This window comes from Pseudoalteromonas sp. SCQQ13 (genome assembly GCF_015864415.1).
Classification (GTDB): Bacteria; Pseudomonadota; Gammaproteobacteria; order Enterobacterales; family Alteromonadaceae; genus Pseudoalteromonas; species Pseudoalteromonas nigrifaciens.
This window is the reverse complement of sequence record NZ_JADYXG010000001.1, coordinates 310,151-331,852: the sequence shown is the minus strand read 5'-3', so window position 1 is coordinate 331,852 and position 21,702 is coordinate 310,151. Positions and strand designations below refer to the sequence as shown.

18 protein-coding genes are annotated in these 21,702 nt (G+C 39.5%); 10 read left to right on the top strand and 8 right to left on the bottom strand.

All coding sequences use genetic code 11. The features are described from left to right. Positions 1-297: 297 nt before the first annotated feature. Together ushA and I6F41_RS01415 are read right to left on the bottom strand one after the other, a co-directional pair. Positions 298-1,914, bottom strand: coding sequence for a bifunctional UDP-sugar hydrolase/5'-nucleotidase UshA (gene ushA / locus I6F41_RS01420; protein ID WP_197107590.1), 1,617 nt, complete (start codon positions 1,912-1,914; stop codon positions 298-300). Between the two features lie 82 nt (positions 1,915-1,996). After that, complete coding sequence (locus tag I6F41_RS01415; RefSeq protein ID WP_041454917.1) at positions 1,997-2,176, bottom strand: hypothetical protein; 180 nt, start codon at positions 2,174-2,176, stop codon at positions 1,997-1,999. A 250-nt stretch (positions 2,177-2,426) separates the two neighbouring features. Between I6F41_RS01415 and I6F41_RS01410 the strand changes: the two genes are divergently transcribed. Then, positions 2,427-3,167 (top strand): peptidylprolyl isomerase, encoded by a 741-nt coding sequence (locus tag I6F41_RS01410; protein ID WP_011329976.1) that lies wholly within the window; start codon positions 2,427-2,429, stop codon positions 3,165-3,167. Between the two features lie 71 nt (positions 3,168-3,238). Here I6F41_RS01410 and I6F41_RS01405 read toward each other — a convergent pair whose 3' ends face one another. Next, on the bottom strand, positions 3,239-3,658 hold the full coding sequence (locus I6F41_RS01405) for an MAPEG family protein (RefSeq protein WP_086995727.1): 420 nt from the start codon (positions 3,656-3,658) through the stop codon (positions 3,239-3,241). 176 nt (positions 3,659-3,834) lie between these two features. Here I6F41_RS01405 and I6F41_RS01400 point away from each other — a divergent pair, with 176 nt between their 5' ends. Next, positions 3,835-6,717 carry an insulinase family protein gene (locus I6F41_RS01400; RefSeq protein ID WP_197107588.1) on the top strand — a complete coding sequence of 961 codons (2,883 nt, stop codon included), beginning with the start codon at positions 3,835-3,837 and terminating at the stop codon, positions 6,715-6,717. An 89-nt stretch (positions 6,718-6,806) separates the two neighbouring features. Here I6F41_RS01400 and I6F41_RS01395 read toward each other — a convergent pair whose 3' ends face one another. Further along, positions 6,807-8,189, bottom strand: coding sequence for a Na+/H+ antiporter NhaC family protein (locus I6F41_RS01395; protein ID WP_011329979.1), 1,383 nt, complete (start codon positions 8,187-8,189; stop codon positions 6,807-6,809). 334 nt (positions 8,190-8,523) lie between these two features. Between I6F41_RS01395 and I6F41_RS01390 the strand changes: the two genes are divergently transcribed. After that, a complete protein-coding gene (locus I6F41_RS01390; RefSeq protein ID WP_197107586.1) occupies positions 8,524-9,030 on the top strand; it encodes a GNAT family N-acetyltransferase in 507 nt (168 codons plus the stop codon). Between the two features lie 16 nt (positions 9,031-9,046). On the opposite strand, the gene I6F41_RS01385 is transcribed toward I6F41_RS01390, so the two are convergent. The 4 genes from I6F41_RS01385 to I6F41_RS01370 form a co-directional block, all read right to left on the bottom strand. Then, the gene (locus I6F41_RS01385) at positions 9,047-9,661 is read right to left on the bottom strand and encodes a PqiC family protein (RefSeq protein ID WP_011329981.1); all 615 of its coding nucleotides are present in this window, start codon (positions 9,659-9,661) and stop codon (positions 9,047-9,049) included. Continuing rightward, entirely contained in the window at positions 9,661-11,316 is a 1,656-nt protein-coding gene (pqiB, locus tag I6F41_RS01380; RefSeq protein ID WP_179807142.1) for an intermembrane transport protein PqiB, read from the bottom strand. Before pqiB ends, I6F41_RS01385 begins: the two co-directional genes overlap by 1 nt. Continuing rightward, a complete protein-coding gene (locus I6F41_RS01375) occupies positions 11,313-12,542 on the bottom strand; it encodes a paraquat-inducible protein A (RefSeq protein WP_182683648.1) in 1,230 nt (409 codons plus the stop codon). The genes pqiB and I6F41_RS01375 overlap by 4 nt, the downstream gene beginning before the upstream one ends. 157 nt (positions 12,543-12,699) lie before the next feature. After that, positions 12,700-13,515, bottom strand: coding sequence for an acyl-CoA thioesterase (locus I6F41_RS01370; RefSeq protein WP_182683647.1), 816 nt, complete (start codon positions 13,513-13,515; stop codon positions 12,700-12,702). A gap of 254 nt (positions 13,516-13,769) precedes the next feature. On the opposite strand from I6F41_RS01370, the gene dnaK reads away from it, so the two are divergent. From dnaK to I6F41_RS01335, 7 genes are all read left to right on the top strand, one after another. Beyond that, positions 13,770-15,686 carry a molecular chaperone DnaK gene (gene dnaK / locus I6F41_RS01365; protein ID WP_011329985.1) on the top strand — a complete coding sequence of 639 codons (1,917 nt, stop codon included), beginning with the start codon at positions 13,770-13,772 and terminating at the stop codon, positions 15,684-15,686. Positions 15,687-15,875: 189 nt separating this feature from the next. Further along, complete coding sequence (gene dnaJ, locus I6F41_RS01360) at positions 15,876-17,018, top strand: molecular chaperone DnaJ (RefSeq protein ID WP_011329986.1); 1,143 nt, start codon at positions 15,876-15,878, stop codon at positions 17,016-17,018. A 77-nt stretch (positions 17,019-17,095) separates the two neighbouring features. Beyond that, positions 17,096-17,557, top strand: coding sequence for a Cys-tRNA(Pro) deacylase (gene ybaK / locus I6F41_RS01355; protein ID WP_192532306.1), 462 nt, complete (start codon positions 17,096-17,098; stop codon positions 17,555-17,557). Between the two features lie 55 nt (positions 17,558-17,612). Next, a complete protein-coding gene (locus tag I6F41_RS01350; RefSeq protein ID WP_041454920.1) occupies positions 17,613-17,864 on the top strand; it encodes a hypothetical protein in 252 nt (83 codons plus the stop codon). A gap of 164 nt (positions 17,865-18,028) precedes the next feature. After that, positions 18,029-18,292 carry a CBU_0592 family membrane protein gene (locus tag I6F41_RS01345; protein WP_058374978.1) on the top strand — a complete coding sequence of 88 codons (264 nt, stop codon included), beginning with the start codon at positions 18,029-18,031 and terminating at the stop codon, positions 18,290-18,292. A 149-nt stretch (positions 18,293-18,441) separates the two neighbouring features. Further along, the gene (locus I6F41_RS01340) at positions 18,442-20,172 is read left to right on the top strand and encodes a sensor histidine kinase (protein WP_197107584.1); all 1,731 of its coding nucleotides are present in this window, start codon (positions 18,442-18,444) and stop codon (positions 20,170-20,172) included. After that, positions 20,165-21,529, top strand: coding sequence for a sigma-54-dependent transcriptional regulator (locus I6F41_RS01335; protein ID WP_197107582.1), 1,365 nt, complete (start codon positions 20,165-20,167; stop codon positions 21,527-21,529). Before I6F41_RS01340 ends, I6F41_RS01335 begins: the two co-directional genes overlap by 8 nt. Positions 21,530-21,702: the final 173 nt, after the last annotated feature.

Genomic DNA, 21,702 nt, shown 5'->3' with positions numbered 1-21,702 from the left:
TAGGCGATAACGTAGCATCAATGCCAAACATGCGCTGCCCGAAGGGTTCTGCCTAGGGGCGATTGACTCTTTGTTGCCTACATGGATGTAGGTAAGGGGCGTGAGCAGGACGCGGAAGCTTTGCTTGGTTTTTTTACTTATTCTTACATGAATGTAAGCCAGTAGAATAATGCAGGAGCAGTTATCGAGCCCACTAGGTTGTAAACCTCACGCCGTGATTAAATCGCCCCTAGTTTGAACAAATTTTAATCCGCAAAGGTCAACAGACCCTCGTTCCTACTATCTCCAAAATATAGATTATTTAGGGGCAAACTGGGCCGCATCTATTGGGCTGTGCTCTGCAAAAAAACGCTTTAATGCGTTAGAGTCTGTTTCATCAGTAACTACAAAACCTTTTGCTGTGGTTAGTGCAGGGTAGCCATCACCACCTGAGGCGTTAAAGTTATTAATGCTCATACGGTAAGTTTTACTTTTATCTAATGCTTGCCCATTTATTAATACCTTTACTAAGGTGTTGTTTTTATGCTCAAACGATAATTTGTGGTACTGCATGTAAGCGCCTGAATCAGGCGGGAAACGCGTTACAACTTCTAAATATTGCCATAAATCTTCTCCTGCAATATCGATATAAGCCACTCGATTTTGAAACGGTTGAGCTTTTAAAATATCTTTATAACTTACTTCGCCTGCAGCAATACTGTCGCGTACACCGCCGCCACTCATAATGCCAAAGTCAGCATCGGTACTGTTCATTTGCGCTTGAATAATAACGCGAGCTAAATTTGTTTGTTGGTAGCGTACTTTATTGCGATCGCCCTCAAGTCTGGCATTTACATAACCAATTTTACCTTCAATTTGTTTAGCGCCTTTTTCCTGATACTCGGCTAAAAATGCGTTTAACTGTGGGTTAGGTGTAATGTACTCGTTAGCTAATACACTAGACGTTGTGCCATCCGGGTGTTGTTTATCAACATATAAATTAACGGGTAGGAGTTTATAATTTAAGAGGGTTAGCTGGCCATTTTCAAGCTTAAACTCGGCTTTACCAACATATTTACCCCATTCGTGGGCTTGCATTATCCAAGTGCCATTTTGTTGATCGGGCGTGCAGGCTAGGCCGGGTTTAAAGTTATCGTCATTTACGTTTTTAGCCGCCATACATACAGGCTCTTGAGAGTGACCACCGATGATCATATCTAAGGTGTTAGTTGGCAGTGAGCGCGCAAGTGTTACATCTCCAGGCGCATTAATTGCGTGGCTGGCATCCACATAATGCCCCATATGAGTGAGCGCAATAGTAATGTCGGGGTTATATTGTGCTTTAATTTTTTGTGCTAATTGTGCCGTGATTTCGATTGGATCTTTAAACTCTAATTGGCGAATATATTCGGGATTACCTATTTTGGCTGTATCAGTGGTGGTTAAACCTATAACAGCAATACTCAGCCCATTTTTATTAAATACTTTATAGCTATCAAATACATTTTTACCGGTCGATTTTTCAAATATATTTGCCGATAAAAAAGGAAAGTTAGCCCATTGCTGTTGCTTTTTAAGCACGCTCATCGGGTTATCAAATTCATGATTCCCAAGGGCCATCGCATCATAACCAATTAACGACATGCCTTTAAAGTCAGGCTCAGCGTATTGTAAATCTGACTCTGGAATACCGGTATTTATATCGCCACCAGAAAGCAGCAGTACTGCATGTCCCTGCGCGATTGCTTTATTGCGTAGCGAGTCAATCAGGGTTTTACGGGCAGCCATGCCATACTCACCTTTTTCATTGTGCCAAAAGCGACCATGATTATCGTTAGTATGCAGTACGGTTAAATATTGTGGGGTGGGGCTAGTGAGTGTAGTACTACACCCAAGTACACTAAAAGCAATGACAAACAAAAAAATTATGCGCATAAAACACCTATTGATTAAAAGCACTTACGTTTATTGGCGCATAGTTTAACTAGTTTGCTACAAAAACACACTTTTACATTCTTTAATCACACTTTAATTTTTTAGTAGCAGCTAACTCTCTGCGTTTTAGCTCTTCGCTGGCATATCTGGCTTTTTGATGATTAATACCTACCATCCAGATTAAAAAACTAGCAGGTAAGCGTGTGTAGGGCTCTCCCTTATGTAAACCAAAATCACAAATTTGGTTGTTTTTTTCTGACATTACAATATCTCCATTTACGAATTTGCAGAGGAATCATAACAAAAATAAAACAATTTATAAGTGCATTTTCATTAAACAGCGTTTTTACAAGGATAAGTTCAGTAGGAAGGTGATGAAATGTAATTAAGTTGTAACCGACTTGGTTTGAATTGTATCAGGGGCTATTTTGCAGTCGATTTTTAGTCTTACTCGCATTACTCTAAGTATCACTAAACTTTACACTTAAATAAAATAATAATAGGGAAAAACGATGAAAAAGCTTTTATTAGCCTCGTTACTTAGCGCAGTAAGCTTTGCCAGTTCAGCAACCATTGTAGAAGTAAGTACCAGCCAAGGTGTTATTAAAATTAATTTATTTGATCAAAAAACACCAAAAACTGTAGAAAACTTTATGAGTTATTTAGATGATGCAGCGTATAACCAAACAGTGATTCATCGCTCAGTCAAAGATTTCATAATCCAAGGTGGCGGTTTTACCTACTCAGATGATTTTGATCGAATTACAACCAAGCCAGCAGTCATTAACGAACCTATTTACTCTAATGTTAAAGGCACGATTGCCATGGCTAAACTAGGTGGAAACCCAAACAGTGCAACTAGCCAGTGGTTTTTTAACTTAAAAGATAATAGTGCCAACTTGGATGTGCAAAACAGTGGTTTTACTGTGTTTGGACAGATTACGGATGATAGCCAAGCGACTTTAGATAAAATAGCTGCTTTAGTACATTGTGGTGAAATACCGGTAGTTGGTATCACTACAGAGCAGTGCTTAAAAAGTGATGTAACCATTAGTAATGCTAATTTAGTGACTATTCAAAGCGTATTAGTTATAGATGACGATCCTAATTCAGCGCAGAACCTTACACCGGCTAAAAACACTTTAATTAGCCAAGTAGTGCCACCTTCGCAAAAAGAAGATTCAAGCGGTAGTATGGCTTGGTTACTAGGGGCTTTATTATTAGTGTTACCACGTTTAAAGCGCGCTAAATAACAAATACTCAAAATAAAGAACCCCCGCTATGGGTGTTAAATAGCGGGGTTTTTAGTTGTTTAATGTAAGAGTTAAAACAGTAATACCCGCCAAATTATTACCAGCCATAACGCAAATACACTGCCACAGCCTATTAAGAATAGATTAAAGCGTATTCTTATTTTATTACTGCCTAAGTGAACAACGCTATGTAAAATACGCGAAATCACAAACAGCCAAGCTAAAACAGCCACCAGAATGCTTGCACTATTGAGTTGCATTGCAAGTAAGCACCCAGCATAAAACAACACGGGTATTTCAAATTGATTGGTAAAGTTTCTATCAGCAACACGCACATTGTCACCTGCATTATCTAAACGCATAGTGGCAAAGTCGGTTAAATTTATGTGTTTATTTTTAGCTGCGGCAAAACGTCTTTTACCCATAATAATCATTACAATGAGTGAGAGTAAAACTTGGGCGAACATAGCTAAAATGATCAACTTTTCCATGGTTTTTCCTTATTATTATTTGAATTAGTTGCAGTATGCAGGTGTTTTTCACAATGTGTTACACAATTAACGGATAAATTGTGGCAAAACATTAATCTAAAATGTTAATTTAGGCTGTAAATAGCTTTTTAAATAAGCGTAGATCGCAGTTGCGACATACTTTTAATGGAAATAAAATGAAAAAATTTATTGGCTTTAGTGCCATTGCACTTGCTGTACTAAGCGGTTGTTCAAATACATCATCTGTATCTCAAGCACCTCAAACTGTTTTATTATCAGACTCGCTCGTTGTAAGCCCTAATGATAATCGCGAATATAAAACGCTTAAATTAGCTAACGACATTGAAGTTATTTTAGTATCAGACCCCAGTGCTGAAAAATCAGCCGCGGCATTAAGTGTTGGAGTGGGTTTATTACATGACCCAATGAGCCAACAAGGCATGGCCCATTATTTAGAGCATATGCTGTTTTTAGGCACAGAGCGCTACCCAGATACTAAAGGGTACTCTGACTTTATGACCAAAAATGGTGGCGCACACAACGCCTATACTTGGCTCGATATTACCAACTATATGTTCAAAATTAACAACGATGCGTTTGATGAAGGGTTAGATCGTTTTGCTGACTTTTTTAAAGCCCCTAAGTTATACCCTGAATACACAGACAAAGAAAAAAATGCAGTAAATGCAGAGTGGTCAATGCGCCGCGAAATGGACTTTTTTGGGCAGTTTAAACTAGCGCGTAAAATGATGGGTGAACACCCAGCTAACCGTTTTTTAATTGGCAACCTAGAAACCTTAGGTGACAAAGAAGGCAGCTCATTACACAAAGAAACAGTTGATTTTTATAATAAATACTACTCTTCAAATATTATGAAAGTAGCGCTTATCTCTAATTTGTCAATTGCGGCAATGGAGCAAAAAGCACAAAAATACTTTGCTGATATTAAAAATAAAAACATCGAAAAACCAACAGTAACCGCCAAGCTTAACTTTGATAATGCCGGTGGTAAGCGCGTGTTTTATGCCCCTAATGAAGATGTAAAACAGTTACAACTTGATTTTACCATTAGCAATAACAATAACGAATTTGCACTCAAGCCTAATCGCTTTGTGGCCTACTTATTAAGTAATGAAATGCCTGGCAGTCCAGCGCAAATATTACGTGATAAGGGGTGGGTATCGCAATTGTCAGCATCGGCAGTGCCAACCCACTATGGCAACTACGGGTCGTTAAACGTTAACGTAGAGCTTACAGATACAGGCATGCAAAATCGTGAAACGATAGTGGCGACTATAATGCAGTACATTGAATTGATTAAAAAAGAGGGCGTTGATAGTAAATACTTTAACGAAATTCGTACCTCGTTAAATAATCAATTTAAGTTTTTAGAAAAAGGTGATGAGTTTAACTATGTAAGTACATTGACTCAAAGCATGCAAGACTACCCGTTAAATCATGCCATTAATGCGCCTTATTATTACGCTAAGTTTGATGCAGACTCAGTAAATAAAGTGCTTAAACAATTAAATGCCGACACTTTACGCATTTGGTATGTATCGCAGCAAGAAGAAACCGACTCACAGCTTCACTTTTACGACGGTAAATACCGCATTAGTGACATAAGCGCACAGGAAGTTGCAAGTTGGAACAAAGCGAGCCAGTTTAATTTAGCGCTACCGAGCGTAAATAACTTATTACCAGAAAATTTTGCTATTAAAACCCAAGCATTTAAACAGCAAAAATCCCCAGAGCTTGCTTATGATAAAAATGGCGTGAAAATATGGCGTCAGGCAAGTCAAAAATTTGCCGAGCAACCAAAGGGACTTGTTGAAGTTTATATAAATACCCAGCCGGGGCTAAACGATGTAAAAGCGGAGGTTTTATACTCTGTTTGGGCCGATCTGTACAACATACAGCAAAGCCAACTAAGCACTGAGGCTGCTATTGCAGGTATGAGCGTAAACCTTGCACCAAGTAATGGTTTAGTTTTGTCTATGAGTGGCTTTACAGATAAGCAAAATGTACTGCTTAAACAAGCATTAAGTGGGTTAAACAGTGATATTAGTGGGCAAGCATTTAACCAAGCTGTAGATCGTTTTAAACGTAATTTACTTAACCAGCAAAAACAATTTCCTTACGCGCAAGCATTTGCTGAATATACAAAATTAAGCCGTACCGGTAGCTTTGATACTGATACTTTAATTAGCACAGCCAACACTTTAACTTTAGCTGATTTTAATGCTTTAAAACAAAACACCTTTGCTAATAACGATTTACGCGTATTTAGTTATGGTAACTATAACCAGCAAGACATAGCAGCAATAGCATCCGAGCTGAGTGCTATTTTGCCAAGTAACTATAAACACACTGAGTTTGCGCGCAGTAAAGCATGGTTACCACAACCAGGTGAAACCATAGTGTTACAAAAAGATATAGATGTAGCCGATGTAGCTATGGTTGATATGACAGTTCATCCAACACCGGGTTACAAACAAAAAGCACAAGCTGCCGTGCTACAAGGGCATTTTAGAACCATTGCATTTGATAAAATGCGTACCGAGGAGCAACTTGCGTATGCCGTTGGTGCGTTAGCTCGCCCCATAGAGGATTACTCAGCGATTGGTTTGTTTATTCAAACACCAGTAAAAGGGCCAAAAGAAATACAAACGCGTTTTGATCTGTTTAAAAAAGAGTATGCAGTTGAGCTCGACAACATGAGTGAGGAGACGTTTGCACAGCTTAAAAATGCCACGTTAGTATCGCTTAAAGAGCAACCTAAAAACTTAAGTGACGAAATGAGCCCACTATTAAATGATTGGTATCGTGAAAACTTTAATTTTGATTCAAAGCAACAGTTAATAAATGAAGTTGAGAAAGTAACCCTTAGCGATATTAAAGACTATTACCAACAAACAATGCTTAACCCTAATGCGGCACGTTTAAATGTGCAATTACGCGGGACTAAGTTTATAGAAAGTGACTTCGCCGATTTACCAAATCAAACAAAAATCACCACGCTAGATGCCTATTACAATGGTATTAAACTACAAAAATAAGCTTTATTTATACAGCTAAAAATAAACCCCAATGTATTGCTACATTGGGGTTTTTATTTATTTCAGTTAATTTAAGCCATCACTAAAGCTTAAGCCATTAGTAAAAAGCCTATCACCGCAAGGGCTGCAGCAATAAGCGTATAAGGCAATTGTGTAACAGCGTGGCTCATTAAGTTACAGCCAGCGCCTTGGGCTGCTAATACCGTTGAGTCTGAATAAAAACATGCTTGGCTGCCAAATGATGATGCTGATAATAACGCGCCAATGACTAATGGAATATTAGCATCTACCGCCGTTGCCAGCGGCATAACAATAGGAATAGACACAGCAAATATTCCCCAGCTTGAGCCCGTTGCAAATGCTAAAACAGACATTGCAATAAATACCACTGCAGGCAAGTAACCCGCGGTCATGTATGGGCTTAAACTATTAATAACATATTGCGGCAAGCCAATTAAATCGCAGACATCTTTAAATATAAACGCGGCTATAACCGTGCCTATAGCCGGTATCATGCTTTTAAATCCATCGAGCATACGTTCAATCATTTCACTAAACGACATTAATTTTTGTAGTGCATAAAAGGGCAAAATTATAGCCATAGTGGCCAGTAAACCTTTATAAACGTCTATCTCAAAGTAAACGGTAAAGCCGACTAATAAAATAATAGGCAATAAAAAGTTATGTAATTTACCTTTAGGATCAGCATCTTCAAAGTTTTCTTCTACTGCTTTTACCGCGTACTCGTCTGCTGTTTGTACTTCACTGTATTGCGCCGGATCGACTTGTGCTTGCTCAATTTGTGCCATCTGTTCTGCTTTTTTCATTGGGCCAAAAGCAGGGATCACACCAAGTACCACTAACAGCACAACGAGTACCGCAAACCATGCGTAAAACATATACGGAATAGCCTGAATGTAAACAGCAATGCCTTTGCCTTCTTCAGCAATACCGTTATCTACGAGTAAACCACCAAAAAATACCGCCCACGTAGATAGGGGCACAAGTACGCAAATTGGTGCCGCAGTTGAGTCGACAACGTAGGCTAGCATTTCACGGCTTACTTTAAATTTATCGGTAATGCGTTTCATGGTTTCACCCACAGTAAGCGCATTTAAATAGTCATCAATAAAAATAACTAATCCAAGGCAAAAGGTCATAAATAATGAAGAGCGTTTGCCCTTAGTGTATTTAAGTGCCAACTTACCAAATGCAGAAGCACCACCGGTACGGACTAATAAGGCGATTAACGCACCAAAACCACCACACACCAATATTAGCCAGCCAATGGTTTCGTCACTCATTACTTTAAGTGAGGTGCTGGCAAAATTAGCCAATACCTGCGAGGGATCAGCCATTATGAGCCCAACAAGGGCACCAATTAATAAAGATAAAATAGGGCGGCGTAGTACTACAGCCAAAATAACTACCACTAAAGGCGGCAGTAAGCTTAACGCAGAAGGTTCAAGCATTTAAGTATTCACAAAATTAAAAGCATATTTAAAAATTTAAACTGCTTAACAAAAACAAAGAAGATGATAAGTTAGTAGTATTATCACTTTCCAAGTCACTGCTTTTGCACGCGATATCACTAGGGAACTGTTATTTTAAATTAATAATCAGCAGTAATATGCGTTGGCTTGGCGCCAGACGGTGCAAGGAGTGCAACCGCTTTTGTTATGCCTATAAAAACATCGGCGCAAAAGTAATCTGCTTTACATCTTCAGTCAACAAATAAATGCTTTAATTGACTCATTTTTATTATTTGGCTGAATATAACGCTACAAACCAGAAGGATAACAATACATGCGAAGGCAATTTAATACCGAGCGATTAATTATTCGCCATGCTGTTGAAGCAGATGCTGGCGATTTATTAAAGTTAGTAAATCAAAAAAGTTTTATAAAATACATTGGGGATAAAAAAATTTATACCCTTGAGGATGCTATAACCTATATTAAGCAAGCTTTTAGTGAGGCGCACCAATCGCAAGGGTTTGGCCCTTATGTGATCACTTTAAAAAATCAGCAGTTAGTGGGGGTTGTTGGTTTTTATAGCCGTGCAATGTTGCAGCACCCCGATATAGGATTTGCGTTATTAACAGTGTTTGAAAAACAAGGGTATATTTACGAAGCTGCAAAAGCGTTAGTTGAAAATAAAAGTATATTTGGCATTAATAAATTATGCGCCATTACCTCAATAGATAATAGCGCATCACAAAATGTGTTAATTAAGCTTGGCTTTAAGCCACAAGGGCAAGTAATAATAGATAAAGAAAGCCGCAGCGTTGTTTCTTTATTTTTATATCATTAAATAATTTTAGTAATGATTATTTAAACCGCGTTTGTTCAATTTGCTTGGCTACTGCTAGGTTGATTTCTTGCCAGGTTTTTTCAAGCGTTGCTACTAGCGCATCATAGCCGTCACCGTCGAGTTGCGTTACATTAGCAAAATTGTGCAAACTTAATAAGCGTCGGCCTGTTTCGGGATGGGTATAATATAAACGCCATAGCCCAGATATATCTGCGTTGCCTTGTAGGTCGCCATTAAAATGATGAATTTCATATTCTAATTCATAAAAAGTTTGTTGATCTAGCTCGGTGATCACCGGTAAACCTTTTATTACCATCCAGTTAGGTAGGGCATTAAAGAGTGTTTGTTGGGCACTTACGGTGAGCATCGAATCAGGTGACTCACCCCATAAGTGATAGTTTGCAGCATGAATTTGATTGTGATCTATTTTCATAGCAATGCCGCGATTATTTAAGGCGCCCCTCAGTACAACTGTTTGTACTCTTAATTGCGCATCAGTTGCACTTACATCTCTTGAGGAGGCAACAATAGGTTGTTCAAACTGATAATACGCGATGGCAGTTTGAATTGATGAACTGCAACCACTAAGCAGTAAAACGAGTAAAATAACAAAAAAAGATGATTTAACCATTATTGCTTCCTTGGTTTTGGGTCTGCGGGTAATGCTTTATCAAATATAAACATATTAGGCTGCTCATTTAGGCCTTTAGTTAGCGGCTGTAGCTGCTCACTTAAACGTTTAAACTCTTGCAAGGTTTGCTGTAGCTGATTATTAAACTGCGAACCTGCTTGGTAGCTGGCCATGGTTTTATCAAATTGGCGCATAGTGACTTCAAATTGTTCCATACTCTTGGTCATTTTTTTGAAGTTTTGATTAAAGTCACCCGGTAAATTTTGTGTGTCTTTTTGGTTTAGCAAATCGCGCATGTCGTTGGCCAACCCTTGGTAGTCGCTAAAAGTGGCTTGCATTTGTGCTAGGCTATCTTCGATTTTTAGCTCGTTTACCTTATTAAGTACATCAGAAACCTGATCGGCTAATACAGTAATACCGCTAGATATACTTGGAAAAACATCATATTGAGCCAGTTTTTCTAGTTTTGCATCAGGCGCATCGGTATAAATGTCAAAGTCGACATACACAGCACCGGTAAGTAAATTACCCGGTTTAAGCGAAGCGCGCATACCATTGTTTACCCAGCCATTTAAACTCGTTTGCCAATACTCTTTAGCTAAATCGTTATCGTGGTATAGGCGCCCATATTCTATTTTAATAAGCACAGGTACAGCCGTATTTTGGTTTTTAAAGTGAGCTGGTTTGCCGTTAATAATCACATTGGCAGGGGCTTCTACTACTGTACCAATTCGAGTTCCTCGGTATTCAACCGGAGCGCCAGCGCGCAGGCCGCGAATTGATTGCTCAAACTCAATAAGATAGTAGTCAAAGTCGTAAAAGCGCTCTTCTAGTGCTTCTTTATAGCTTTGACTAAGCGAAAAGCTATGCTCATTTTGGGCAATATCGCCAGGTGCTTGTTGATCGGGTAAGCCCACCGATATACCGCCTTTTAAAAGTTTACTAAGCGATCCGGTATTAATGTTTATGCCATCAGCAGAAAGGTCAATTTCTATACCTGAGTTAACCCAAAAAATAGAATTTAAGGTGATCAGGTTTTCGTAGGGTGCTTTAATAAAAATACCGTACTTCATGGCTTGGTTTTTCCAATCAAATGTCGCGGTTTCTATTTGCCCAATTTTATAGTTTTTGAAAAATATACCGGTACTTACTTCAAGTACCTCAGCGTTGTAGCTCAATAACTTAAAGCGTCCGCCTTTAACATCTTTACCGATTAAGGCCGGCTCGTCTTGTAGTTCAAACTTTTCTTTTTTCTTTTTACTTTCCCCAGGCGAAAACTCTAAATATACACCTGATAAAAGCGTACTCATGCCACTAATGCCGGTTTCATCTATACGCGGTTTTACCACCCAAATTTTGGCATCTTCGGTGAGTAAGTTATCGTAGTTTTTATCTATTTGAGCGCGGGCAATAACACTGTCTTGCGAGTCGGATAAACGCACATGATCTATTTGGCCAATTTTAACACTGCGTACTTTAATTTCGGTTTTTCCCGCAACTATCCCCTCCGCTTGTGGCATGGTTATATAAATAGTGGGGCCTAAATTAGTTTGGTATTGATACAGCATCCAAACACCCACAAACAGGGCAATAACGGGAATAATCCAAATTGCAGAAATTTTTGATTTTTGTGTAATATTAGCGGTTTCGGTCATGCATTATTCTCTGCGTTATTATTTTTAGGTGAATCCCATAGCAAACGTGGGTCAAAGGCGTGAGCTGCCATCATTTGACATAGTACCATAACAGTAAAAAAGGCAACGCCTAAGCCGGGCGTTACCGACATTAAGTTACCCAATTGTACCAAAGCAACTAAAATGGCCACAACAAACACATCAATCATAGACCATTTCCCAATAAATTCAGTAAGTTGATAAATACGTGTATACCCTATGGTGTGATCATTTGCGGGTTTGGCAACCATAAAACACAAAAAGCTCAATACTAAAGCCTTTGCAAGTGGGACTACAACACTGGCAATAAATATAATCATGGCAATAGGGTATGAGCCATTTTGCCACAGTGCAATAACACCAGCAATTAAGGTTGAAGGGCTTTCATCGCCTAAACTGGTGGTATACATAATGGGTAAAACATTGGCTGGAATATAGCAAATAATAGAGGTAATTAACCAAGCCGTAGCTTTTTGTACACTGTTGGGGTTTCTAATATAGGTTTTACTATGGCAGCGATTACAAACACTTTGCGTGCATAGTTGATGGCACACATGACAAGCTTTAATATCGTTATCAATGGCGCGCTGAGTAAGGTTTATATTTTCAAGTTTTTCTACTGGGCCAATTTGTGCCCACAAGCGGGGGCGGTTTAAATGTGTTAACGCACTAATATATAAAATAACAAAGCCCACATAAGCCCAAAAGCTCACCCCAAAACTAATATCGGCGAGAGACATTATTTTAACCATACTGACAAGTACGCCAATGAGAAAAATCTCCGACATAATCCAAGGCTCAAGCGCTAGGGTAAATTTTAATAATCGTCGAGCAATACCTTGAGGTAGCGCTCTAAGCGCGCCTAAATGTAATGGTATTAGTATAATAAGTAAGCTCATAGGCAGGGCTATAATACTTAAATCAATAAACAGCCCTAACAAGTTACTATCGTAATTAAATAAAATACGCGCGGCATCGGGCAAGGTTATAGTTTGCGTAATACCACTGCTGCTAAACGAAATAAAAGGATAAAACATGCTGCTGAGTAGCATTAGCAAGGCACTAAAGCTCAGGGCTACAACTCGGCTGTCGTGATCTGTATCTGAGTCGGAAACCTTATGCCCGCAATGGGGGCACGTTGCGACATTTTTAGCCTCAACCAGGGGGACCTCAATAATATAGTCGCAACAAGGACACGCTATTTGCAAAGTGTTCGCTTAGAATTAAACAAAGAGTTAAATTTTGCTATAATTATCGCCTAAATACAAATGTTATAACTGTTGTTGAGCGTAATTAATTATTAGTTAAGAGTGCATTGCAGTGGCACTCGCTACATTATATATAGCTAATACCACTGCTTATACATCAATCAAATAATGCCACTGTTTGGCGAGTAAGGGCAATCAGCTCACCCGATTGCGACCAAATACAGCCGTCTTCTAAGCCGTAACCACCTTTTGCATGATGGGTAATTGCTTCAAAGCCCAACCATTGACCAGGAGTTAAGTTAGGCGCTTGCACAAATTCTAAATACCACGACATGCTACTGGCAGGCGCTGGTTGTTTAAACATTTGTAATAAAGTAGGAGGCCATGCATCGGTTAGCGCTATAATATGTGCTTCTGTAATGGCCGCTGGAGTTTCTTTAAAGCGCATCCACCCGCCTAAATGGGAGGTTTCTGCACTGCTAAAAGGCATAGCACCTTGTTGTGGGCATAAATCAACATGTTGAAAAAACTCCGGCATTTGCCCTTGTATAAATGGCAATGTATGGCGCTCATTAACTTCCTGTAAGCCTAACGACTTTGCAACGGGTACATTAATAGCTGAGTTGCGGTTACTAGCAAAGCAGGCTTGTACAATGACACACACTTGTTCATTTTGAATTGCTTTGGCCAGTACTTGAGTACTACTTTTGCCTTCACGCAGTATTTCTACAGATAAAGAAAATGGCGTATCGGCAAGCAGCGGGCCAACAAAGTTAGTACTTAAAGATAATAACCGGCGCTCACTATTTACTTGAGCTCTCATTGCTTGATATAAAAGTGCTGCAGATAACCCACCAAAAGCGGTGCGCCCTTGGCACCAATTAGCTTCAAACTGCATGGTGTTTGCCACATTATTAGTGTCGTCTTTATTATTAATATTAGCGGCTTGTTGCAGTAAATGATCGAAATTCATTAGTTAGCGTGTCCTTAAAAGTACGAATTACTAAATATATAACACAGCCAAACTTGTCAGACCAGCAATTAAAGTTCAATACAAACGGCGTAAAAACCAGCGTTGCTAGCAAATATTGCACTTTATTTAGCTTATTTTGTAAAAAAATCAAAAAAAATGATATTTTTTTCATTTTTACAGTTGAATTAAGTTTGCAGCATCCCTATTAACTAGTCATCGAACGTATTAACGAATATTGAAGTTGGAGAAATTTCATGGGTAGAATTATTGGAATAGACTTAGGTACTACAAACTCTTGTGTTGCAGTACTTGATGGTGGCAAAGCACGTGTTATTGAAAACGCGGAAGGCGATCGCACAACCCCGTCTGTTATTGCTTATACGCAAGACGGTGAAACTTTAGTTGGTCAGCCAGCTAAACGTCAAGCGGTTACTAACCCAACAAACACAGTATTTGCTATTAAGCGTTTAATTGGTCGTCGTTTTGAAGACGAAGAAGTACAGCGCGATATCGGCATCATGCCATTTAAAATTGTTAAAGCCGATAACGGTGATGCATGGGTTGAAGCGGGCGGCGAAAAACGCGCTGCACCACAAATCTCTGCTGAAATCCTGAAAAAAATGAAGAAAACGGCTGAAGACTTCTTAGGTGAAGCAGTAACTGAAGCAGTTATCACAGTACCGGCATACTTTAACGATTCACAGCGTCAAGCTACAAAAGATGCGGGTCGTATTGCTGGCCTTGAAGTTAAACGTATCATCAACGAGCCAACTGCTGCAGCACTTGCTTACGGTATGGACAAAAATCGTGGTGAAAACATTGTTGCAGTATACGACTTAGGTGGCGGTACTTTCGATTTATCAATTATTGAAATTGATGAAGTTGAAGGCGAGCACACGTTTGAAGTACTTGCTACAAATGGTGACACGCACTTAGGTGGTGAAGATTTCGATAACCGCGTAATCAACTACCTAGTAGCTGAATTTAAGAAAGACCAAGGTCTAGACTTAAAAACTGACCCACTTGCAATGCAACGTGTTAAAGAAGCAGCTGAAAAAGCGAAGATTGAACTATCTTCTGCACAATCTACAGAAGTAAACCTTCCGTATGTAACTGCAGATGCGACAGGTCCTAAGCACATGAACGTGAAACTAACACGTGCTAAGCTTGAGTCACTTGTTGAAGACTTAGTAACTAAGTCAATTGAACCATTAAAACGTGCACTTGCTGATGCTGATTTATCAGTAAGCGACATCAACGACATTATTCTTGTTGGTGGCCAAACACGTATGCCTTTAGTACAAAAAACAGTTGCTGAGTTCTTTGGTAAAGAGCCACGTAAAGATGTTAACCCTGATGAAGCTGTTGCAGTAGGCGCGGCAATTCAAGGTGGTGTACTAGCTGGTGACGTTAAAGACGTACTATTACTAGACGTTTCTCCATTATCTCTAGGTATTGAGACAATGGGCTCGGTAATGACAGCACTAATTGAGAAGAACACCACGATTCCTACTAAGAAATCGCAAACTTTCTCAACAGCTGAAGATAATCAGTCTGCAGTAACAATTCATGTACTGCAAGGTGAGCGTAAGCGTTCAAGCGACAACAAATCTCTAGGTCAATTTAACCTAGAAGGTATTCGTCCAGCACAACGTGGTACACCACAAATCGAAGTAACATTCGATGTGGATGCCGATGGTATCTTACATGTATCTGCTAAAGATAAAGATACAGGTAAAGAGCAAAAAATTACGATTCAAGCATCTTCAGGCTTAAGTGATGAAGAAGTTGAACAAATGATTCGTGATGCTGAAGCGCATGCTGAAGATGACAAAAAATTCGAAGAGCTAGTAGCGACTCGTAACCAAGCAGATGCAATGGTTCACGGTACACGCAAGCAAATTGAAGAAGCTGGCGATGCACTTCCAAGTGAAGACAAAGAAGCGATTGAAGCGGCTGTGGTTGACCTTGAAACTGCTATTAAGAGTGACAAGAAAGACGAAATTGAAGCTAAAACTCAAGCGCTTGCTGAAAAGTCTCAAAAGCTTATGGAAATTGCACAAGCTAAAGCTCAACAAGGTTCAGCTGACGCAGGCGAGCAACAACAATCTGCTAAGCAAGATGACGACGTAGTTGATGCAGAGTTTGAAGAAGTTAAAGACGACAAGTAATTGTTGCTTACGCTTCTAGCTAACACAAAGCACTGTAACTTAGTTAAGTGTTTAAGTTAGAATGAACGATTGAGGCGCGCAGGCAATAGCTTGACGCGCCTTTTGCATGAGAATTAGGTGGTAAATCGATACGATTTATCGGTTTATCAAGCAGCCTAGCTGCAAATAGAAAAGAGTAGTGTGGTAGATATGTCAAAACGCGATTATTACGAAGTCCTCGGCGTAAGCAAAGATGCGAGTGAGCGAGACATTAAAAAAGCGTATAAACGCTTAGCGATGAAATATCATCCAGATCGTACTTCAGGCGACAAAGAGCTTGAGACAAAGTTTAAAGAAGTAAAAGAAGCTTACGAGATATTAACTGACGCGCAAAAACGTCAAACTTACGACCAATACGGCCATGCAGCTTTTGAGCAAGGTGGCGGCGGTGGTGGTCATGGTGGTTTTGGCGGCGGTCATGGCGACTTTGGCGATGTTTTTGGTGATGTTTTTGGCGATATTTTTGGTGGCGGCGGTGGTCGACGTCAATCTCGTCAGCAACGTGGATCTGATTTGCGTTACAACATGGACTTAAGCTTAGAAGAAGCGGTTCGTGGTAAAGAAGTCGAAATTAAAATACCAACCTGGGTAGGTTGTGATCCATGTGATGGCAGCGGTGCAAAGGCTGGCTCTAAGCCTAAAACATGTACTACGTGTCATGGTGCTGGGCAAGTACAAATGCGCCAAGGCTTTTTTGCTGTTCAGCAAACGTGTCCTACGTGTCAGGGGCAAGGTCAGATTATATCTAACCCTTGTGACAGCTGTCATGGACAAGGCCGCGTAGAAAAAACGAAAACCTTATCGGTTAAAATTCCTGCGGGTGTTGATACCGGCGATCGTATTCGCTTAACGGGCGAAGGCGAAGCGGGAATGCATGGTGCGCCTTCTGGCGACTTGTATGTGCAAGTATCTGTTCGTGAACACCGTATTTTTGTACGTGACGCAAATAACTTACATTGTGAAGTTCCTATTAGCTTTACTACAGCGGGTCTTGGTGGCGAAATTGAAGTGCCAACACTTGATGGACGCGCTAAGCTGAAAATTCCTTCTGAAACACAAACGGGCAAAATGTTCCGTATGCGTGGCAAAGGCGTTAAATCTGTTCGCAGTGGTGCAATAGGCGACTTAATTTGTAAAGTGGTTATTGAAACACCAATAAACCTGAACGAACGTCAGCGTGAATTATTAGAAGAATTAGAAGAAAGCATGGGCAAAGATAGCTCAAAAAACCGTCCTAAAGAGCAAGGCTTTTTTGACGGTGTTAAAAAGTTTTTTGATGATTTAACTAAATAATTTAATGTGTTTTATAATATTAAACGGCGCTTTTTAGAGCGTCGTTTTTTTTGCTTAAAATAATAGTGTAGCAACATATGACACCAGCAATAGAGTTACTGAAAAAACAAAAAATTGGCTTTGAATTATTAAGCTATGAGCACGATCCAAACACCACTAACTTTGGCCTTGAAGCAGCCCAAAAGCTAAACCTTAATAGGGATCAGGTGTTTAAAACCATAGTGCTGGAAAACCAAGATGGACAGCTCATAGTCGCCATTACACCTGTTTCTCAGCAAGTTAACTTAAAGCTGCTTGCCTCATTGTGTGGCGCTAAAAAGGTAGCTATGGCTGCGGCAAAAAAAGTTCAAACAAGCACAGGTTATGTATTAGGAGGCGTGAGCCCACTGGGACAAAAAAAACGTCTTGCCACTTTTTTGCACAGCAGCGCTGCACAATTTGCATGTATTTATGTAAGTGCAGGTAAACGAGGCTTAGACATTGCAATTAACCCCCATGAGTTAGCCAAATTAACAGCAGCGGTGCTGGGGGAATTTTAATCAGCCTTGATTTTATAACGCTTAGTTAATTAAATTACTGCAAAATGGAGGACAAATGGCAAAGCCAAATAAAAAAGGGCCAACCAAAACGGTCGATATATTTTGCTCAAGCTGCAGGGCACCTTTATTTAAGTACCGTAAAGGGGGAAAAGGTGCGTTAGTTAAATGTTTTATTGAGCGCATTAGCCAAGACTATACTAAGCAGCCTTGTATTTGCCCAAAATGCGAACGCCCATTTGCGCGGCCCGCAATTATTAAAGGCACAGCTGCATATAAAATGATTGGTGGAAAAGTTACTTTTAAATAAGGCATCTGTTTATTTCAATATTCAGATTAGGGCGGACATAAGCCCTTGATTGAATTTGCTACATTGATAAACTTAACCGGTTTTGCTGTTTCAATGATTGAAAAATACCCTCCCCACGGATCGGGCCAGTCAATTGGGTTTTTAAAATGGAAAAGGATAGACGTGTGATTGCACTTTTATTTGATATTGTAGGTATGACGGGTACTGCTTTAGTAGTGGGTTCATTTTTTTTGTTACAACTAAATAAAGTATCACCAGCGAGTTTGCTTTATAACATGATGAACTTAACCGGCGCTATATTGCTGCTTATTAGTCTTTGTTATAACTTTAATTTAGCCAGTTTTGTAATTGAAATATTTTGGATTGCAGCCTCTTTAATTGGTTTATATAAATATGTTAAAAATAAACCAAAGCTAGCCAAAGCTTAATTATACTTTTATACCGTGAAATTGCCTTATTTCACGGTTTTTATGTTTTTAATACAATTGTTAACAAAAAGTTTATATCTCTCTTTGCATTATGCAGATAAACTATACCCCATTATTAATAGCTAACATTACCCGTTTTATAGGCGTTTATGTTCTTCATTCCTAAAAAAATTATTTTCGCATTTTTATTGCTACTCTTGTTGTTAACAGTCACTTTTTGGTTTGGTCGAATACATGACTTAGAGCAAGCAAAAAAACAAGCCGACCAACAAGTAAGCCAATTAAATAACTACATTGATAATGAGCTTGCTCGATTTGCTGCGATCCCGCAATTACTCACCAATAACAACTTACTCATTCGCTTTACTAATAACGAAGAAGAGCATTATAGCGCTATTAACAACTACTTAGCGGATATACAAAAAGCCAGTGGCGCATCTGATATTTATATACTTAATACTCAGGGCGAGGTTGTTGCGAGCAGCAATTGGCAGGCCGATTATACTTTTTTAGGTAGTAACTTTTCATTTCGACCGTATTTTAAACAAGCATTTGCGGGTGAAAAGGTAGCTTATTTTGCGCTTGGTCAGCGTTCAAAAGAGCGTGGATTATATTTTTCGCAGGCTATTTATCATGAAGGTAAAGCAATTGGGGTTGTGGCGCTAAAAGTAAATGTTGCTAAGTTTGAAGACGACAGATCGCTGCTTAATACGGCAGCAGGTAGTCATTTTTATTTACAATTAGCAGATAGTGTTATTGCTATGTCGGATGAGCCTAATTGGCGTTTAAACAGCTTTCAAGAGCTGGATATTGCAGCCAGGCGGGAAATAAATCAACGTCGTGCTTATTTAGACTACCAGCCGGGTCTTATTCCTTTACAACAATTTAATAGCCAAAACATTGCACAATTTAAAATTGCTAAGCGTTTATATGTAGTGGCCTCTAAGCCATTAAAACACTTTAATGCTCAAATGAACGTATTAGTAGATGTTTCTAACATAGCAGCCATGCAGCTACCTCGGTTGTTATGGTTGATGATTTTTTATTGTGTGTTTATTTTTATCGTTTATAGCTTACTTGCACGTTTTGCTGGTTATAAAAAACTACTTTATTCTAGGCACAGTTTAGAGCAAAAAGTGATTGAGCGTACCCAAGCACTTGAAAAAGCTCAAACCGCTTTAGTACAGTCTGCAAAACTTGCCACCATAGGGCAATTAAGCGCAGGCATAAACCATGAAATTAACCAGCCTTTGTGTGCCATGAACGCTTATTTAGCCAGTGCAAAAATATTGCTAAATAAAGGTAAGTTAACAGCATTAAACGAGAACTTAGTCATTATTGAGGGCTTAGTGGAGAGGGTGCATAAAATTGTTGCGCAATTAAAACACTTTAGTAAACCTTCAAAAATGCAACTAAGGCCGCACCCTTTGTCGGCATTATTAAATAACGCTTTAATGATCACTCATTCACAACTAAAACAAGATGATATTAGCGTTATTCCTCCGCAGTTTGAGCAAAATATTACCGTTTTGGTCGATTCGCTTAAGTTTGAACAAGTATTAGTTAACGTTATTACTAATGCATCGCAGGCAATGAGTAACTGCGCAACGCGGCAATTAAGTTTTGAAGTTGAATGCTTTGATGGACGCGTAAAACTATCGATATTAGATACAGGATCTGGCATAGAACACCATACTTTAGGCTCTATTTTTGAACCATTTTATAGTACCAAGTCGAGTACCGGTTTAGGCCTTGGTTTATCAATATCTAAGCAAATCATCGACTCGTTTGATGGTCGTTTAAGTGCGCATAATCGCCCAGAAGGGGGGGCGCAGTTTATTATTTGTCTTTGGAGTACTGCGGAGTCACAACATGATTGAGCCACTGCTTTGTAAACAGGTAATGGTTATTGATGATGAGGCGATGATCCGCGATTCGTTAAATCAATTACTCACTTTGGAAGGCTACCAAGTTCAATGTTTTAGTGATGGGGCAACGGCGCTTAGTCGCTTAAGCCGAGGCTATAGCGGCGTGGTCCTTAGCGACATTAATATGCCAGCAATGGACGGGCTTACGTTACTTGAGCAAATAAAAGCGTTTGATAGTGAGTTACCGGTTATATTTTTAACTGGGTATGCCGATGTGTCGGTGGCGGTAAAAGCGATGCAGTTAGGCGCTTATGATTTATTTGAAAAACCCCTTAACGAGCATTTAATAGATTGTATTGCCAGAGCGTGCGATAAACGCAGCCTGGTAATGGAAAACCGCGCTCTTAAACGCGCGGTAGAAAAAACCTCAGCGCCGGGTGTGCGTATTTTAGGTGATACGCCTAAAATGCAGCACATGATGAAGCTGCTTAATACCGTGATAGATACTCCTGCAGATATATTAATTGAAGGTGAAACTGGGACTGGCAAAGAGCTGGTTGCACGTTACTTACATGACCACAGTAACCGTTCAAGCTGTCAATTTGTGGCGATTAACTGTGGTGCTGTGCCAGAGCAGCTCATAGAAAGTGAACTGTTTGGTGCTGTAAGCGGTGCATATACAGGGGCCACAAAAAATAGAAAGGGTAAATTTGAATTTGCCCAAGGTGGCACTGTTTTTTTAGATGAAATAGAAAGCACCCCGTTGTCGTTACAAGTAAAGTTACTGCGTGTACTAGAGGAGCGAAAGGTAACGCCGGTTGGCGCTAATCATACCGTTAACTTAGATATTCGCATTGTTGCTGCTACTAAAGTTGATTTACTGGCATTGGTGAATGAAGGTGGGTTTAGAGCCGATTTATATTATCGCCTTAGTTTGGTCAAAGTAAGCATTCCAGCGCTGCGCGATCGAAAAGCTGATATTCCTTTATTATTTAAGCATTTTAGCTCAATTGCGGCAACGCGGTTTTATAAACCACTTGGGGCATTAAATGTAGAGTTAGAACAACGTTTATTAGCCTATGACTGGCCAGGTAACGTGCGTGAACTAAGAAACCAAGCAGAGCGAGCAGTATTGTTAGGGCCTGAATTAGCATTTGCGCAAAGTAATTCAGCTGATCAACAAGTGTTATCACAAGATTTAAGTTTGGCCGAAAAGGTCAGTTATTATGAGCAATCTTTAATAGAAGAAGCATTAGAGCGTAACCATGGCAGTATAAAAAACACCATGGGCACGCTGCAAATTGCGCGTAAAACCTTGTACGACAAAATGAGTAAATATGGTCTAAATCGGGATATGTTTACTGATTAGGGCATGTAGTAGTGTGCGATAAAGGTGATGTTTTTAAATAAAAGTGTGCGGATATCCGCACACTTTTTTGCTTTAAAAACAGTGTTAATCATTTAACTTGCTGAAATTTATGTTTATTTAGTAGTTGGCCATCATTTTGCTTAATGGGTGTACAACAATAAGTAGATTCTAAT